This window comes from Collinsella sp. AM13-34, from assembly GCF_003473055.1.
In the GTDB taxonomy this organism is placed as follows: domain Bacteria; phylum Actinomycetota; class Coriobacteriia; order Coriobacteriales; family Coriobacteriaceae; genus Collinsella.
In genome coordinates this window covers 64,899-82,244 of sequence record NZ_QRLE01000007.1, presented here as the reverse complement: position 1 = coordinate 82,244, position 17,346 = coordinate 64,899, and the positions used below count along the sequence as shown (strand labels likewise).

The following is a 17,346-nucleotide window of genomic DNA, read 5'->3' as shown; positions in this document are numbered from 1 at the left end:
GAGGGCCCTCATGGGGCCCTCTTCTTTAGTCTGATTTAATAAGTGAAATAGCCCGGTCGCTTGTTGTGGCTTGGTGTCTTTTTGGGTTCAGCCTTCTTCTCGAGCTTCGCAAGTTCGTCCTTCAATGCCGCAGTGCCAGGCATTTTCTCCGGGGTCTTCTGCTTTAGGGGGTAGACTTCGCGCAAATGCTCGAGTTGGGCGGCGTAACGGGCGTTGATGAAGGGCGGCACGCCATCTGTCTCCCTGAACCCGTTATGGTCTGCCGCAATCTGGTCGATGAGATTGTTCGGGTAGGTTTTCGTTGCGCTCGATTCCGTGACCTCGAATTCGGGCCCTTCGTAGGAATCCCATGCGTCGATACGCTCGATATGGTAAAGACGATCTGATTTCGAGCGCGAAACGGCCATCCACTCCTGGGCGTCGTCCGAACGCCATTCGCTCATACCGCACGCCAGAAGGATGCGATTGGAGTTGCCGTTCGCGTCGAGATCATAACCGAGAGAAGGATATTCAATCCGCTGGTTAAAGAAAAGGCTCCAGTCTGCACATGATTTGATGGCGGCGACCAGTTCGGTTAGTTCGAACATGCGGAGAGAATAATCCAGCCTGGAGGAGGCGCCCTTCCCCCTTATCGACCAGTAGAAATTATGCTTTTCGTGAGCCCTGTCAATGTTCAGCCTTATACTCTCGGCATCCATCTCATTGAGAGTGATCGCCGTTTTGCCCAAATGAGCCATCGGTACTTTGTCGCCGTTGAAGTCGGCATACAGGTCGACGTGAATCCTGTCCGACTTGCGAATTTCGTCTATGAACTCACCCACCTTAACAAAGGGCAGGACGGTGAATGAATCGGCGTTACCCCCGTTTTCCACGCGCGATTGCCTGCATAGGCTAACCACGGCATCTCGATATGAGGGTTGCTCCTGCCTTCCGTTCGCAGCCGTCATGCAAATCTGCTCGACGACCTGCCTGGGCATCTTGTGCGGGTCGGCGAGCAGATAGTGGTCTCTGAAGGCGAAACTCTTACCGAGCGTGAGCTCCTTGTACCCGGTCACAGTGAACAGGGACTCAAATGCACGATTCGGCCAGTTGTCGGGCCCTTCGTACAAGGCGTTCAGACGCTTCGAGCAATCGATGAGGCCGAAATTCATGTACGCCTCGTCTGGCTCGCGGTCGACCGAGTAGCTCCTCGCGATTCGCTCCATGCGGCCCGCCAGCTCATCGACTGCCATCGCCTTTCGGTAACCCGGCCAGTCAGCGGGGGAGAGCCAGGTGCCGCTCACGATTTCCTCGAGCGTGTGAAAGGGCGAGAAACGGCCCTCGAATTTGATTTCCGAGGCGCTGGGGATAAGGGGCGTCTTGCCATCCCATTCGACCCCGGGGCCGTCCATAAGGCCGGCATCTACCGGATCGGCACAGTGACAGTCTCTCAACGTCATGCCGTCCTTTTTCGCGGTATAGCTGAACAGGCCGTCCTTCTCGTCGAAGCTGAGGGAGATCTCGCAGCCCCCAACCTTCCCGCTCCACACCTTCTCATACATGTTGACCATGGCTCCCAGTGCCTTGCTTTCGATCTACATTTATCTTCGTATCGAGTTTCGCCAGGTTCTCCTTAAGCGACTTCGTGCCGGGCACGACCTTATCTCGGGCACCCTTGTAGGTGCGTTCCTTGAGCAGCCGGTCCGGGTCGCTCGCATAGCGGGCATTGACGAATGTCGCCGGCTCACTACCGTCCATGACCATCGGCATGGTGTGCATGTCCGGCATGAATTGTGACGGGAACGAGTCGAAGGTGCTGTCCCGTTCTCTCCAGGCCTGTTTACTGCTCTTGCGGTCGTCCGCAAGATACTTTGGCGCTTGCCACAACTCGACATGGTAGACGTCCTCCGATTTAGACCAGGAGACGACCACCCATGAGCAGCTCCTTTGAAGAAGGCCGCACTCATTCATACAGTCGCCCTCATCAACCACCTTTGCTGAGATGAGAACCCGGTCTGCCTCGCTCTCAGGGCCTACTTCGTACTCACCATTGAGGAAGGCACCAGTCCAGGCCGTGTGCAGGAGCCCTCTTGCGGATTGCACGAGGTATTCCTCCAGCTCCCCGATCTGGAGCTTTCCCAAGGCGTGACCATCTAACGGTCCGTGCAGGAAATTTTCGCTTTGAAGCATATCTCTAAACCAGGCGGCAGATTTGAAATCGACCCGGACATCGCCCAGCTCCGCTGCGCTTCCGCAGAATGAGTTGAAGCTGGCGGCAAGCGACAAGGTAACAATGTCACCTTCGGATAGCTCCCTGATAAACTGAGCCGCGTCCACGCTGGGAATGACGCAAAAGCAGTTCTTCCAGTCCTGTTCAATAAACAAGCCATCGGACTTAGCTTTCTCGTATAGGGCGTATACCGCATCGCGATAGCCCAGGGTTCTGCCCGCCAACGCGCTTCCTGCGCGCATGATGGCGGCAGAGAACTCCGGTGGAAGAATGGCGCCACTGAGCCATGGGTCACGGTATCTGTTTCCGGGCATAGTGCCACGCGGATAGCGGAGCACGGCGTCAACAGCACGGCGCGGCCAGCGGGATGGATCTCCGTACATGCCGTTCAGAAGCCTAGAGCACTCCATGATGGCCAGTCGGTTGGGATTTACGTCATCGGTCAATCTCACAATGTCGTTTCTTCTAAAAAGGAGCTCCCTGACCGTCGCGCCCTTTCGCGCATCCGGCCAATCCCGAGGGGTGCGCCATGAGCCCGCGACGATCTGGTCGGGGGAGGAGAAGGGGGCGAACCTGCCCCGCATCTCCAAGGGAGCGGGAGGGATGAGCGCCATCATTTCGTGGCTGTCCGGCCGATCGAATTCAGACCTCGCCATGAGGCCGGATACTACCGGGTCGGCGCACTCGTGGACCTGGGGAGCCTCTCCGTCCAGCGCGCCGCAGACTCGGAACAGTCCTGTATCCTCGTTAAAGTCGAGTGTGAGGTCCCATTCGGTCCCGTCCGGGCCGGGCGCCGCACCTTCCCATACCCTCTCATACATGATGGCCACGATTCCCATTGCCCTGCGCACGGTTTACATTTGCCTTCCGGTCGAGTTTCGACAGGTTCGCTTTGAGCGCCTTCGTGCCGGGTACGGTCTTGACTTGGGTGTCCTTGCGGGCATGCCCCTTGAGCAGTCTGTCCGGGTCGTACGCATAGCGGGCGTTGACGAACGCCTCCGGCTCGCCGCTCATCGTCATGGGCATGTTGCGCATATCCGGCATTTTTTCCGACGGAAACGAATCGAAGGTTCTGTCATATTCCTTCCAGGATTGCTCGGAGCTCTTGTGGCTTCCATCGAGGTACTTTGGAGCCTGCCACGTCTCAACGTGGTAGGCTCCTTCCGATTTGGACCAGGAGATAACCTCCCATGCAAGCGCCTTATGGTGAAGGCCGTAATCGTCATGACTGTCCCACTCATCGAATGCCATCGCCGAGATGAGAACACGGTCAGCCTTACCCTCGAGGTCCATTCCGTATTCGCCATCGAGGAAGGCGCCGGCCCAGCGCGTATATAGGCGACCATTATGGCAATTTCTGAGATAGTCACTGAATTCTTGGAGGGGAAGTTTTCCAAGATTCTGTACATTTAGAGGGCCGTGAGAGAATTCACAACTTTTAAACTTATCTCTATACCAGTTGGCGGATTTGAGATCGACCCGGACATCTCCCAGCTCAACGATACAATTACCGAATCGACTGAAGCTGGCGGCAAGCGATAGGGTAACGGTGTCGCCTTCGGATAGTTCCCTGACAAACCGAGTCGCGTCCACACTGGGAATGACGCCGAAGTGGTCCTCCCAGTCCTTCTCTATATACAGGCCGTTGGACTTAGCTTTCTCGTAGAGGGCGTATACCGCATCGCGATAGCCCAAGGCCTTGCCCTTCAACGCGCTTCCGAAGCCCACGACGGCAGCAGAGAACTCCGGTGGAAGCGTGATGCCCCAAAGGCCCGGGTCATTATATTTACTTCCGGGCTTGGTGCCGCGTGGATAGCCGAGCGCGACGTCGACAGCGCGTCGCGGCCAGCGGGTCGGATCTCCGTACATGCCGTTCAGGAGCCTCGAGCACTCCTGGATGACCAGTCGGTCGGGGTCTGGCTCATTAGGCAATCTCACAATGTCGGATCTTCTCATTCTGAGTTCCTTGACCGCTTCATCCTTTCTCGCCTCCGGCCAATCCCGTGGGGTGCGCCATGTGCCCGCGACGATCTGGTCAGGGGAGGAGAAGGGGGCGAATCTGCCCTTCATCTTCAGGGGAGCGGGTGGGATGAGCGCCATGATATCGTGATCGCTGGGTCGATCAGTTGCAGATCTCGCCATGAGTCTGGATGCTACCGGATCGGCGCATTCCCACATCTCGCTATGCTCTCCGTCCAACGAGCCGCCGACTCGGAACAGTCCCGTATCCTGGTTAAAGTCAAGGAAAAGGTCCCATTCGGCCCCGTCCAGCCCGGGTGCCGAGCCTTCCCATACCCTCTCATACATTGCCATCAGTCCTTTCTGTCATCAATGGCCGAACTTGGGCCCGCGGCCCTTCGTTTCCGGGTCTTGTAGGGGTCTCATGCCGCCCACTGGCGCCATGCCTATCGCATGGCCAACCGAATTCTGCGGAACCACGCCGCCTGAGCGGATCTGCGTGTCCTTGAGCTCGCGCGATGTGCCGTAGGCGGCCATGTTGTAGTCTTTCTCCTGGCAGGCCATCTCCCGCGCAATCGTTGTGCCAAGCAGCGCCCTGTCCGCATCCGAATAGAACGCGGCGGCACAGGAGACGAGGCGCGACAGCGCCGCGTGCCCGTCGGCAAAGGTCAGGGGGACCGAATAGCGTTCCCTGCACCACTTGGCCGCGACGGCACACGTCAGGCCCTCGCGCCACCATTCGCCCTCAACTGCGGCAAAAGAGCTGAGGGAGCTGTAGCCGTTCTCATTCAGGATGTCGATGAGGTCCTCGGGCTCGATATAGCCGTCCTGCCCGGCTATCGGGTCGTAGATGTCATAGGCGTCCTGCAGGACTTGCCAGCCCCCGTTGCCGATGGGCCAGGCCATGGCGAAATCGGTCGTCGTCCCGCTCATCGCGTGGAATCCCAGCCGTGGACCGTGAAGCTGCCGCACCATGTGAGGCAGGGATGGGCGCTCCCATCCGCACCGGGTCTCACCGACGCGCCGACATCCATGTCCCTCAGCCAATCGGGAAGCATATCCAGATTAAGCACCTCGGCCATAATTCTTCCTCCGTCCAGTCTCTCGATGCACCAATCATCGTTTGGAGGGCAGGCGTGCGGGCGGCTATGAACAAGTGTTCAGGGCGGGTGTCACCCTGTGGCACCAAGTGGACGGGCGGCGGCATCTGTAGGAGCTTAGACTTGTGGCGTATATCCCCCAATAAGGAGGCAGATCATGGAAACGTCGGGTCCCGCTACCCAGGTAATGCAGTCTCTATTGCCGCTCCTGCAGATCGTTGTCGCGCTATGGGCCGCGGAGGCAATCCTGACGATGTTATTGAAGGAACATCGCAAATCGAAAAAGAAGAAGGAGCGGGATAAGCGCCGCCTAGAGTACCAGGATCGCCGCATGGCCAACGACGAGGAGCACGCAAAGGTAACGCGCGCGATGCGTTATGACGTGCTGCGCCGGGACGGTTTCAGGTGCGTCAAGTGCGGACGCGGACGCGAGGACGGCGTGAAGCTCCACGTCGACCATATCAAGCCCGTCTCGCGCGGGGGAAAGTCTGTAATGAGCAACCTGCAGACTCTCTGCGAGGACTGCAACTGCGGGAAGGGCAACAAATACGAGGAGTAGCGTATTTATTAACAAAAATAGAGGGCGGGGCACATTACTGTATCCGCCCTCTATTTTTTATCAGTTCAGCCCTCTAAGTATCCTTCTCATCGTGAATCACCGTAACGCGGCGAGTGCAGACTGCTTCGAGATGCGAGCCGCTGAATTCCTTTCGGTCGGGCTCTAGCTCGAAACAGCCATTCTCAAAGGGGGTGGCTATGCGCTCGAGGTCGGCATCAGTGATATCGTGCTTCGCCATAAAATCGTTAACGTTCATGCTAATCACCTATCCAAACCGGGTTTCCTAAGTGTCTTGCCGCCCGGTGAAATCATCCCGTGGAATTGATAGAAGCAATCATCCACTGAATCTAAGAAGCAACGAACTAGATGAGCCTGCTGTTCAAGCCCTGTATTCAGAAATCATAGTGTTCTTCATTTTGCTGCCCCTCAATCCATATTTGGACAGCGAGGCAAGCGAGGGCATTTGGCACAGGTCCATGGGGGTTGTTCCCCCAAGCGTAGCCCATTTTTTCGGCAGCATCGGTTAGCTCGATGTTCGCAAGGCAGTTTCGGTCGTGGTTCTTTTCACTGAGCCATCGGCAATATTCGTACATCGTATCCGTGACCCTGGTTCGAGATCCGGGAGCCATGTCGCTGTGCTCCAAGAATTTCATAACGCGCGGGGCATTGTAGACGATAACTTCGTCGGCACCCCAGATGATCTCCCTGATCATTTCCTGGTCGTCGAAAACAGAGTGGAGGTCTATCTGGTTGTCGGGTGCGAACTCATTGACCTCAGATGCCGCCTGCCACAGCTCCTTGCGACTTGGCCCGTATTTCCCCTCATGGACCACATTTCCCGCCCAGTCCACGATAGCGATGGCCACGATTTCATCTTCAACGGGGTTAGGCCCCGTCGTCCCGAGGTCTAGACAGATAATCTTTGGGGCCTGTTTCTCGAAATAGCCAGCCATCATGCCGTCACGCCGCCGCTGGATCCTGGGGGCAGCTCCGAGGGAGCGAGCGATGAGCTCGATTTCATCTGCCGTTCCGATTACGCGAACCTCTGCCATACACCGCTCTTTTCGCACGCAGACGGACCTTTCAATTGCTTCTCGACTCTAGCACAACCCCGCTTAGGATAATTCGGCACGGTCGGTGCCACGGCTGCCATTTAATCTGGGCGAACATACGTTATACGGCTACGCACATGTCGCCTACCCGCGCTTTTCAGTGTCACCATTTGTCACCCCTTGGCACCAAATGGCCCCTCACGGATGCATTTACGGGAGCAGAATGTATCTCGGGGGCGGGAAGCAAGCCCCTATCGTGTCGACGGGGGCCAAAGACTCGAACCCCCTAATCGAAAGGAGCGCATCGTGGATTCTGCAACCATGAACGCCATGGCCACGTATCTCGCGGCCAAGACCTACAATGTCCGCCGTGCGGCTGACAAGAAGTTTGGTGCCGTCATCTCCACCGAGATGATCATCCTCATCGGCCTGCTCGCCCTCGCCCTCGTGAGCGTCCTCGCCATTTACTCCGGCAAGCTCCGAGGCGTCATTACTATGGCTACCGAAGTTGTAAACAAGATCGGCACTAGCGGTTATCCCACGGCCTAAATGCGAATACGCCTTCCCCTTTGGCCCCGCCCCGGCTTAATTGCCGGGGCGGGGTTTTGCTTTCGAAAGGAAGGTTGTTTGCCCCAGAATATCCTCTGGCTCAATGAATCTATTTATCAATATCGAATCGTTAAATCTGACCTTATGGCGATACCCTGAATCACCGATGGAATAGTCCCCGCGCCAGTCTATAATTTAATAAAACCCTCCAATGCCGGGAAAGGCCCGGCCTCATGCCTTCTTGCAGAGGGGGAGGGTAACTGTGAACAGTTTCCAAATAAATAGCCTGAACCTGACCGAGGCCGGCAGCGGCACGGTCGAGCGCTGCCTGGACTCCAAGGGCCAGATGCACGTGCGCAACCAAGTGGGAAAGCTCCGTATCGACTCCGAGACCGGCGCCACCGAGATGGAAGTGTCGCGCGGGCTCAGCGATGCCGTCTACGTCGATGTGGCGACCGGCAATATGATCCACGAGAACACGGTGGGCAGCATCCGCTTCCGCACCGATTCGACCGGTACCGTCATGGAGCACCTGCTCTAGATGCCTATGGAATGTCGTGATAAAGAAAAAGCCCCATACGGGGCGGCCTGAAAAGGCAGTTTGTGGCTTTTAAGCCGTATTTCGACTTAGGTACTGCGTTTCGAGCAGCAACTCACAATCCCTTTATATCACACAGGAGAACTCATGGCTAGGAAACTTAAAAATATCAACGGTCCGTGGTATGTCGGCATCGACCTCGACGGCACGAGCGTCGGGTTCGTGGCCACCGACGAGTGCGGTGAGGTCCTCTACCACAAGGGCCAGCCCGTGATGGGCACACGGTGCTTCAAGGAGGCGCTCCACGCCTCGGAGGCCCGCATGCCGCGCGCGGCGAGGCGCAGGCTCCAGCGCGCCCGCGGCAGGGAGCGCGAGATGGAGCGCGTGTTCGCGCCGGCTATCGCACCTACAGACCCCGATTTCTTCATCAGGCGCAGGATGTCCTATAGGCTCATGCGCGAAGATATCGCGACAGATCCCGCCGCCGCAGCCTGGCAGGGCCTTCTCGACGGATATCCCACGCTCGCACACCTCGATGTCGACCTCATGGAGGCAGACGGCCCGCGCGACCCCAGGCTCATCTTCTGGGCCATCGCCAACCACGTCGTTCGCCGCGGACACTTCCTCATGGAGGGCAACGACGTGACGTCCGCCAATTCCGACCCCTCCGCTCAGGTCGATGCCCTCGTGCGCGAGCTCGACGCCCTGGGGGAGGCCTGTGGCGAGGCTATCGAGCTCGACGGCGGAGCGCTTGCCGGTATGGGCGGCTCCTGGACTGCCCGAGAGCTCCAAACGGCCGTGTCCGGCGCCGTATCGGTGACAGGCGACGATATCGACGCCAAGATCGCCCGCGCGCAGGCAAAGGCTCTGGGCGACCTCGTCGCCGGCTACAAGGCGAATATGGACGCCTTCGCGCTCGAGGGCGAGCAGATCGGCAAGATATCCGTATCCGACGCCGATGCGATCGATGAGTTCCTCGCCAACTGCCCCGACCGACTCGCCCCGACCATCGAGGCCGCGAGAGGCCTCTACTCCGCGTGGCGCCTACAGGGCCTTCTCTCGTTTGCACCCGGAAAAACCCTCTCGCACAACCAGGTGGCCCAGTACGAGGTGTACGGGCGCCAGCTGCGCACACTGAAGGACCTCGCACTGAAATACATCGTCCATGCTGATTCCGAAAACGGTCCCGACGAGGACGGGCTTGCCCTCTACAGGGACTTCTTCGGCGGCCCGAAAAGGTCCGGCCGCAGGGGGTACGACAAGGTGCTCGTGAAGAAGCTCGACGGCGCCAAGAGGAATATGGGCTATACGGCCTACGACCTCAACGTGATTCCCTATGAGGAGTTCAAGAAGAGAGTAGAGAGGCTCTTCAAGGGAACGGATGCCACAAAGGACCCGGTCTACATCGATATGGTCTCGGCACTTGCCGAGCACAGGTTCCTTCGTCGCATCCACACCACGGACAACAGTGCTATCCCGTACCAGCTCCATGCGGAGGTCGTGGGCCGCATCATCGACGCCCAGGGCAACTTCTATCCCTGGCTAAAGGACGCAGGCGCCCATATCCTGAAAGTGCTGACCTCGAGGATCCCCTACTACGTAGGGCCCTTGGATTCCTCAGCTGCGCCCTTGGACGCCCACGGCAAGGCGAGGTTCGCGTGGTCGCGCCGTCTTCCCGGCCATGAGCGCGCCTTCGTCGCACCCTGGAACTACGAGGAGCATATCGACACCGATGCGGCCGCAGAGGCATTCATCCGGCGCATGACGGGCAAGTGCACCTATCTGGTAGATGAGGACGTACTTCCGGCGAACTCCCTCATCTACGAGCGCTTCCGGTTCCTGAACGAGCTGGCGGGCATCCGCTACACCGAGGACGGCCAGGACTGGCTGCCGCTCGATGCAGCGATGAGGGCGGCCGTGGTCGAGGCCGCATCGGACGGCTCGGTCATGGCCCTCAGCCGGATCGAAGGCATCCTCTCGCGCGATTTCAAGATGGCTCACCCCCACGTCAAGGGCACATCCGACGCAAAGAGGATGACCTCGCGACTGTCCGTCGCGGCCTGGATGGCGGGGCTTCTCGGCGTGAGGTCGCTCACCACCGCGCAGAAGTCCATGGCAGAGGACCTCATCCTGTGGAACACCGTGTTCGAGGAGCGCTCCATCTTGAGGCGCAAGGTCGCCGCGGAATACGGGGATATCCTCTCGCAGGACGCCATTGAGGCCTTCTGCGCGAAGCGCCTCAAGGGCTGGGGCGAGCTCTCCGAGCGCCTGCTCACGGGCGTGTGGGCCGATACGGCGCGCGGGGACATGTGCATCATGGACGTTCTCGAGCAGGGTGCCCCCCACGGCAGGTTCCGCGGCACTTCCATGAACCTGATGCAGGTCCTGGGCGACACCGAGCTCGGTTTCCGCACAAAGATCGACGAAATCAACGCCGCGGCGCTGGTAAAGGCCAGCGAGCTCGGCATCGACGGACTCCCTGGCTCTCCCGCGCTTCGCCGCGGCGTGACGCAGGCCATGAAGGTGATCGAGGACATGGCGTCGGTTGCCGGGTGCGCCCCGGTAAATGTCTACGTCGAGGTGACGAGGACCGCATCGAACAAACTGAAGGGCAAAAGGGCGCGCAGCCGCGCCCAGGAGATCGAGGCCGCTCTGAAGGCGCTCGACGATGACACACGGCGCGATCTCGACGCCGCCAGGCTCCTGCGCGAACTGGGGATGTTCGACGAGAAGGAAATCAACGAGCGCCTGTACCTCTACTTCCGACAGGCTGGAAAGAGTCTCTACTCTGGCAAGCCCATCGACATCGCGCGGATCGCCTCAGCGGACTACTGTATCGACCACATCCTGCCCAGGTCGGTGCGCAGGGACGAATCACTCGACAACAAGGCGCTAGTCATGAGTGCCGAGAGCCTCGATAGGCGGGGCTCGACGCTCATTCCCCAGCCCGTCCAGAGGAAGATGGCGCCGTTTTGGATGCAGCTGCGCCGGGTCGGCCTCATGACCGAGCGCAAGATCACAGCGCTCATGAGGACGCAGATCTCGGAGAGAATGCTGAAGTCCATCGTCGGGCGCCAGATGACCGAGAGGAGCCAGGAGTGCAAGCTCCTGGCCGCGACCCTCGAGGCTACCTACGCGGGCGTCAAGGTCGTCCCGGTCAAGGCCGGTGTCGCCGGCACGATCAGGAGGCGCGCGGGGATTCCGAGGAGCCGCAAGGCCAACAGGTACTACCATGCCCACGATGCCCTCATTGCCCTCCAGACCGGCAGGTTTATCGAGACAAGGGCGCCCATATGGTCCAACAACAGAGTGTTCTACGAGCGCACCATGCGCGATATCGAGGCGCAGGGGCGCCAGGGCGGTGCGGAATCAGAGCTCGACTTCTTCACCGGCGGCTTCTTCCGCGACCTCGTCGATTATGAAACCGGCGAGGTGCTGTGGGATGCTGACTTCGAGCGAGAGAGGCTCGTCCGCGCCTGCTCCTGGAAGAACCTGCGCGTGACATTTGCCCCCTACGAGGAGGGCGGGGCCTTCTGGAAGCAGACCGTTTACTCCCCGCGCGACTCGAAGACGAAACTCATCCCCGTGAAGGGCGATCGCGACGCTGCCCTGTTCGGAGGCTACTCCTCCCAGACGTTCGCCCATTTCATGGTCTACGAGAGCAAGGGCAAGAAGGGCAGGCAGTTCAGGTTCGCCCCGATACCCACGGCAGTCGCGGCCAAGGCCACCGATTCGCTGGTCGAGCTCTACGCGCGCTCGCTGTGCAAGGAGTCCGGCGAGACGTTCGTCCACATCGTGCGCAACAGGATCCTGAAGGAGACCGTGTTCGATGCGTACGGGGAGCGTTTCAGAGTCAAGGGCCTGAAGGCGGCCGGCCCCGTGCGCCAGCTGGCCCTTGGTGCGGCAGATATCCGCCTGCTCAGGGTCGTCGAGCGTATGGTCGACGGCGAGGAGCCGAGCCCCAGGCACGACCTGGACTCCGATGTCCAGGTACTATGCCGCCTGTGGGCGCGCCTGCTGGAGCTCGCACCAGCGAACTTCCCCCGCGTCTCCAAGGTGCTCAAGCTGGCTGACCTCAAAACGCCGGAGGAGGTGTTCGCCGAAACGAAGGAGGAGGACCTCGCAAAGGCCGTCCGCGCGGTAGCCGAGTCCGAGGTCCAGGTCGTGGAGCTCCTCTCGGGAATCAGGAACAACGCCGATGTGAGGCCGTTCGGGGGAAGCGCGTTCGCAGGCACGATCCAGATGACCTTCGATAAGGTCATCAACGACCCCAAGGCGGGGTTTGCCATCGTGGACATTTCCGCGGCAGGCCTACATGAGAGGATTACCGAACTCGGGTAGGACGCTCCCCATGGGAAGCACAGGGAAACTTTGCCATGAGGCGGGATGGGTCGCCGTTCACCGCGACAGCGGCCCCCGCCACGTTTTGATGTCCGGCAGCGAGCCCGGCTTCATCGTCGGCGACGGGAAGGCCACATCCATATCGTCCTACCTTCCCGTTGAGCTTTCGGCGCGGGGATGCAGCGTCATCCCCGCCGATGCCCTCCATGTTCCCCGTCCGCTCCGATAGCGTTCTCGAGATTCCGTTATGGCCATAGATAGGGAAGGGGCTCCCTTCTCCCGTGACGGTTTAACCGTTAAACTGATGGTTGCACCTTGAAAACTCAAATAAGGCTAACCGCCTGACAGTCCGGTTGTCCGACGATCCGTCGGCTGTCAGGTTATTTCAAAAACTCACAGTATCGTTCCGTTTCCGGGCGGATACGGAACGTTTTTCTAAAATCGTCGGGTCTTCCATTCTTCCATTATTCAGTATTTCAGCTTCAGTAGCTGCTCTTATTCGACACCTGATAATTGATAACGCTTTATCGGTTTTACAGGTGCGGCGTTTCGAGCAGTTACTTACCATTACGGGGGTTTACCTGCGATGATGCTTAGTTTTACAGGTGTGGCGTTTCGAGCAGTTACTTACCACCAACAAGGAAATGGGTACGGCTGAGGTGTTTCGCAAGTATGGCGTTTCGAGCGGTTACTTACCGCACTAAGTGCGCCCTTAACTAAGGTTAAGGTTTTACAGGTATGGCGTTTCGAGCAGTTACTTACCCTTACCGCCGGAGATGCGTGTAAGGCTCTTGTTTTACAGGTATGGCGTTTCGAGCAGTTACTTACCTTAAGTCCGATTAAGAGTGAAAATAGTGGGCTTCGGAAGTATGACGTTTCAAGCAGTTACTTACCCAAGGATGCCGTTTGAGCCGCTGATCGTATGTTTTGCAGATATGGCGTTTCGAGCAGTTACTTGCCCCTTCGAGGAAGCCGATAGCTGCATGAGCAGTTTTGCAGGGATTTCTTCTCGAGCAGCTACTTACCCACCGGTTTTTGTAATTTGCCTGAATCCAGATTTCGAAAGTATGGCGTTTCGAGCAGTTACTTACCTTACCGAGGCGTCCATGCTAGGCCTCCCAATTTTGCAGGCGTAGCGTTTCGAGCAACTTCTTACAAAGTTCGGTTGCAGCTTTGGAGTTTATGAAGTTTGACAGGAACCACGTTTCGAACAGTCACTTATCCGAATATGAACCCGAACGCGCATAGATTCCCATTGCCAACTCCTACTTCGTAGGCACTGCGCTTCGGGTTCCTGCCCTTATATGCTCACCGGCGGCATTGTGTAATCAGTTTCGTAGTTCCCGCGTCCGAGTAGTTACTTACCAACGTACGGTTCAGGTTCGACAATCATGGTGTTTTACAGGCATGGCGTTTCGAGTAGTTACTTACCCTTGCAGGCGATTGGGGGCTGTAATAGGTTGTTTTGTAGGTATGGCGTTTCAGCAGTTACTTACCCTTGATTCACTCGGCGGTAGCAGTGCGTTGTTTTGCAGGAATGGCGTTTCGATTAGTTACTTACCTTCGAAGAGCCATTCTGCCTTGCAATGTCAGTTTCGGAAGTATGGCGTTTCGAGCAGTTGCTTACCGAGTATGCCGTTCGAGCCGCTGATTGTGTGTTTCGGAAGTATGGCGTTTCAAGCAGTTACTCACCTTTGTTCAAATCAGAGGCGATTTGCGGCTCGTTTTGCAAGTATGGCGTTTCGAGTAGTTACTTGCCCCATCTTTGCCGTGACGTAAGCCCACCAATGTTTCGCAAGTATGGCGTTTCGAGCAGTTACTTACCTGTCTTGCACATGGCTGAGCGGTCGCTGAAGTTTTGTAGGCATGACGTTTTGAGCAGTTACTTACTTCGATAATAATCTGTCCGCACGAAATGGTGTTTCACAGGCATGGCGTTTCGAGCAGTTACTTACCAGCGCATTTCACGACAGATTGGACTTAGGGCTTCGCAGGCACCGTGTATCGAGCAGCTACACATTGGGCACGAATATGGACCTTCCCACTCTTATACTTCGCAGGTACCGCACTTCGAGCAGCTGCTTGCCCAATTTCAAACACAGGGCATATTGCGATCGGCCTCATTTGCGACAGTGTTCATGGGTGACTAGTTACCCATGCTTAAGCATTTGTGTTTTTACACATTTGCCATCTGGCACCACGATTCGGCCGACTGCTTCTCACGTACGTCTTCAAGACGGAAGCTCCGCAGTTTCGCATTTATTGCGTTTCGGGAACGCGCTCCGCAGAAGGGAAGGGAAATGATCGACGCGCTTGATGGTTTCGCAGGCACCTCTTTCGCAGCGGTACGCGATTCCGCTTCATGCGTTTTTCGCTCGATGCCGTACTCTCGGCAGTCTCTTCGCGGCCACTTCGGTTTCGCAGGTCATCCATTGCCACGGCCTTGGGTCGAACGGATGGGCGTTTCAATCGAAATGGTGTCACCGCTTGGCACCAAATTAGCCTTAATTTGAGCAAACGCAACCCCAAAATTAAATATGAGTATCTATGCCTATATCGAGGAGGCTCCCGTGTCTTTTGGCGTCAGATTGGCGACCACATTAGCCGTCGGTTGCGGCTTTTGGTGCGCCTCCCATCTTTACCAGCGCTGGCGCTATGCCGCACTGGAGCATGAGGACAAGTCAATGCTCCAGGCGCGACCCTCCGATGCCGAAAGGGATAAATGGATCGGGGCCGTGAAGAGAGAGGCCGTCAACTACGGCGTCAGCCCCTCGACGCTCATCTCCTTAGGCGATACAGGGGGTATCGACGCGAGGCTATCCCAACAGGCGGATACCGGAGCATATGCCCGACGCCACAACCCTCCCTTGGCCTCGGAAATCACCCTCGTCTACCCCTATCTGCTTGCATCGTGGGCAGGGTCGCTCATCTCGGTTCCCTACGCCGTCTTCCTGGCGGCCTCGGTGGCACTCGGCCAGGAGGACATGAGGTTCAGGATCGCCCCGGTGCCCATGCTGCTCGTCTTTGCCGGCGCGGGTGCCCTGTCATCCCCCTGGGGGCCCTATGCGTGGGCGGTTATCGCAATCCCCCTTGCCGCCGCGTTTGCCCTGATCTCCTTTGTCATGAAAAAGGTCGGTGGGGTCAGTTGGCACGCCGGCGACTACCTCACGTTGGCCATAGCGCTCACGGCGGTACTTTCTGCCGGAACCGTATTTGAGTTTCTCGCCATCCATCTTCTATGTGCTTGCATCCTGGAGCTAGCCATCAGGCATATCCCCGCTTGCGTCCGCCTCAAAGACAACGTCCCCTATAACGTCGTGCTGTCGGCGAGCCTGGTCGGGGCGACGCTAATCGCAATCTTGAAAGGTTATCTGCTATGAGGTCTAAACGTACGGGGCTCAGGGCCGTCATGGTGACCCAGCTCGTCCTCCTCCTTCCCATCATGATCGCCATGCTAGCGCTCGTCGTGGATTGCGCGAACATGAGCAGGTGCAAGGCCCTCGCGTCCTCTGCCGCGTCCGAGGGCGCACGCTACGCCGCGGCAAACCCCGATCTGACCGATTCAGAGGTCGAGGCCTACGTCAGGGGGGCAATCGGCCTCGACGACAGCTGTACGGTCGCGATCGTGCACAATTCGCTCGCAGCAAAGGACGTGACACTCAGGGTGGGAGACAAGTCCAGGGATTCCTCCATCGAGCGCAAATCGGTGACGGTCAACGTCCAGATTCCGTGCCGTCGCGTCTTCACCTTGGCCGTCATCGACGGCCTTGCCGAAAGCGAGCCTGAATCCTCTTCTGCCACCGCGATCTCATCGGAGGTGAAGTGATGGTGCGCTGCAACCGTGTGCCCAAGGCACTCATCTCGACCGAGTTCATCTTCGTGTTCCCGATCGCCCTTACCGTCGTACTCGCCATCATGGGCTTCGGCTTCACGGGCTACCAGCGGGCGAGAATCGACTATTCGCTGGCGCACCTCGCAGACCAGCTACCCGCGGGCTGGGATTCCATGGACGCGAACGCTCTCGTGACCGAGCTCGTGAGCGCGTCTGCCGATGTGGACCCCGACTGCCTCACGGTGAAGAACGCCTCCGTCACCCTCGACTCCGACGAGGACCTCGGGCAGGGGAGCGCCGTGGCAGGCGACCTGGGCACCGAGAACCTCAGGACCGAGAGCAGGACCGTTACGGTATCGGCAGAGATCGTCTACGACTACCCGGCGCCCTACAACGTGTTCGGGAAGAGGTCCGTACGCAATATCACGCGCTCCTACATCAGCTATTCGGACTGGGAGGTCATCTAGATGAAGTGCCATGTGTGCAGGGGGAGTGGGGCACATGCCCAGCTCACGACCTTCTTCGTCGTGATGCTCATTCCCCTGTCCCTCCTTATTGCCCTTGCCGTCGATCTGGGCGGCGCGCTCGCCTACAGGACGTGGCAGGGCTCGCTTCTCGAGAGCACGCGACAGTCCTGCTTCGGCGAGGCCAATGCCGTCAAATACGCCGACAATCCGGGCGAGGAGGCCCGCTCCGAGGTGCTCGAGATGCTGAGGGCCAACGGCTATACCGGAAAGGCCACGGTCTACTACGTCGAAGCCCCCGAGAGCCTGTGTGGGGCCGCAGACCGCTACGCAGGCGTCTATGTCGTCCTCGAGGGAACGTGGCCGTCGACCTTCGCGAGGTTCGCCGGCATCGATGAGCTAAAGGTCCGCTCCGATGCCGTCTGGACGCTCCATCCCTATTCGTCCACGACGGTGTGGCGCCCGGCCGATACCGGAAACGGCTGGTGCGAGTACACGATCGACAAGGACGGCAACGTCTCGGCAAATACCGGCGTCTGCTCGCTCGACGATGCGCCCGAAAGCCTCTCCAGGGCCGTGAGGGATATGCTGCCGGCCTCTACGGGAGGCGCCGGTAAGTCCGGTGAAACGACACCCGACGGCACCGAATAGAGCCAGTCGCGAGCCTCGCCCGGATTGTCACCCGATGGCACCAAATCGCCCCGCACGATAGCCCGTGCGGGGCGATTCTTTATGTGTCGGAA

General features: G+C 58.4%; 14 protein-coding genes. 8 read left to right on the top strand and 6 right to left on the bottom strand.

The genetic code is table 11. The features are described from left to right. Positions 1-35 precede the first annotated feature (35 nt). The 4 genes from DW151_RS04285 to DW151_RS04270 are packed head-to-tail and all read right to left on the bottom strand — an operon-like array spanning position 36 to position 5,101. On the bottom strand, positions 36-1,550 hold the full coding sequence (locus DW151_RS04285) for a hypothetical protein (RefSeq protein ID WP_118334639.1): 1,515 nt from the start codon (positions 1,548-1,550) through the stop codon (positions 36-38). After that, positions 1,534-3,039 carry a hypothetical protein gene (locus tag DW151_RS04280; RefSeq protein ID WP_147351760.1) on the bottom strand — a complete coding sequence of 502 codons (1,506 nt, stop codon included), beginning with the start codon at positions 3,037-3,039 and terminating at the stop codon, positions 1,534-1,536. Before DW151_RS04280 ends, DW151_RS04285 begins: the two co-directional genes overlap by 17 nt. Further along, on the bottom strand, positions 3,023-4,522 hold the full coding sequence (locus DW151_RS04275; protein WP_147351759.1) for a hypothetical protein: 1,500 nt from the start codon (positions 4,520-4,522) through the stop codon (positions 3,023-3,025). The genes DW151_RS04280 and DW151_RS04275 overlap by 17 nt, the downstream gene beginning before the upstream one ends. 15 nt (positions 4,523-4,537) lie before the next feature. Continuing rightward, on the bottom strand, positions 4,538-5,101 hold the full coding sequence (locus DW151_RS04270) for a hypothetical protein (RefSeq protein WP_118334634.1): 564 nt from the start codon (positions 5,099-5,101) through the stop codon (positions 4,538-4,540). Between the two features lie 324 nt (positions 5,102-5,425). On the opposite strand from DW151_RS04270, the gene DW151_RS10740 reads away from it, so the two are divergent. Then, positions 5,426-5,827, top strand: a complete 402-nt coding sequence (locus tag DW151_RS10740; RefSeq protein WP_118334632.1) for an HNH endonuclease — start codon at positions 5,426-5,428, stop codon at positions 5,825-5,827. 73 nt (positions 5,828-5,900) lie between these two features. On the opposite strand, the gene DW151_RS04260 is transcribed toward DW151_RS10740, so the two are convergent. Both DW151_RS04260 and DW151_RS04255 read right to left on the bottom strand, forming a co-directional pair. Next, the gene (locus DW151_RS04260; RefSeq protein WP_118334631.1) at positions 5,901-6,083 is read right to left on the bottom strand and encodes a hypothetical protein; all 183 of its coding nucleotides are present in this window, start codon (positions 6,081-6,083) and stop codon (positions 5,901-5,903) included. Positions 6,084-6,219: 136 nt separating this feature from the next. Then, positions 6,220-6,879: a hypothetical protein gene (locus tag DW151_RS04255; RefSeq protein ID WP_118334629.1), complete on the bottom strand. Its 660-nt coding sequence runs from the start codon at positions 6,877-6,879 to the stop codon at positions 6,220-6,222. Between the two features lie 306 nt (positions 6,880-7,185). Between DW151_RS04255 and DW151_RS04250 the strand changes: the two genes are divergently transcribed. The 7 genes from DW151_RS04250 to DW151_RS04220 all read left to right on the top strand — a co-directional run bounded on the left by DW151_RS04250 (position 7,186) and on the right by DW151_RS04220 (position 17,254). Continuing rightward, the gene (locus DW151_RS04250) at positions 7,186-7,428 is read left to right on the top strand and encodes a hypothetical protein (protein ID WP_118334628.1); all 243 of its coding nucleotides are present in this window, start codon (positions 7,186-7,188) and stop codon (positions 7,426-7,428) included. Positions 7,429-7,690: 262 nt separating this feature from the next. Then, the gene (locus tag DW151_RS04245) at positions 7,691-7,969 is read left to right on the top strand and encodes a hypothetical protein (RefSeq protein WP_118334626.1); all 279 of its coding nucleotides are present in this window, start codon (positions 7,691-7,693) and stop codon (positions 7,967-7,969) included. Positions 7,970-8,113: 144 nt separating this feature from the next. Then, positions 8,114-12,307 (top strand): type II CRISPR RNA-guided endonuclease Cas9, encoded by a 4,194-nt coding sequence (gene cas9 / locus DW151_RS04240; RefSeq protein ID WP_118334625.1) that lies wholly within the window; start codon positions 8,114-8,116, stop codon positions 12,305-12,307. 2,570 nt (positions 12,308-14,877) lie between these two features. After that, a complete protein-coding gene (locus tag DW151_RS04235; RefSeq protein ID WP_118334623.1) occupies positions 14,878-15,687 on the top strand; it encodes a hypothetical protein in 810 nt (269 codons plus the stop codon). Then, positions 15,684-16,133, top strand: a complete 450-nt coding sequence (locus DW151_RS04230; RefSeq protein ID WP_147351758.1) for a TadE/TadG family type IV pilus assembly protein — start codon at positions 15,684-15,686, stop codon at positions 16,131-16,133. The genes DW151_RS04235 and DW151_RS04230 overlap by 4 nt, the downstream gene beginning before the upstream one ends. Beyond that, positions 16,133-16,606, top strand: a complete 474-nt coding sequence (locus DW151_RS04225; protein ID WP_118334620.1) for a pilus assembly protein — start codon at positions 16,133-16,135, stop codon at positions 16,604-16,606. The genes DW151_RS04230 and DW151_RS04225 overlap by 1 nt, the downstream gene beginning before the upstream one ends. Then, complete coding sequence (locus DW151_RS04220; protein WP_118334619.1) at positions 16,607-17,254, top strand: hypothetical protein; 648 nt, start codon at positions 16,607-16,609, stop codon at positions 17,252-17,254. Positions 17,255-17,346: the final 92 nt, after the last annotated feature.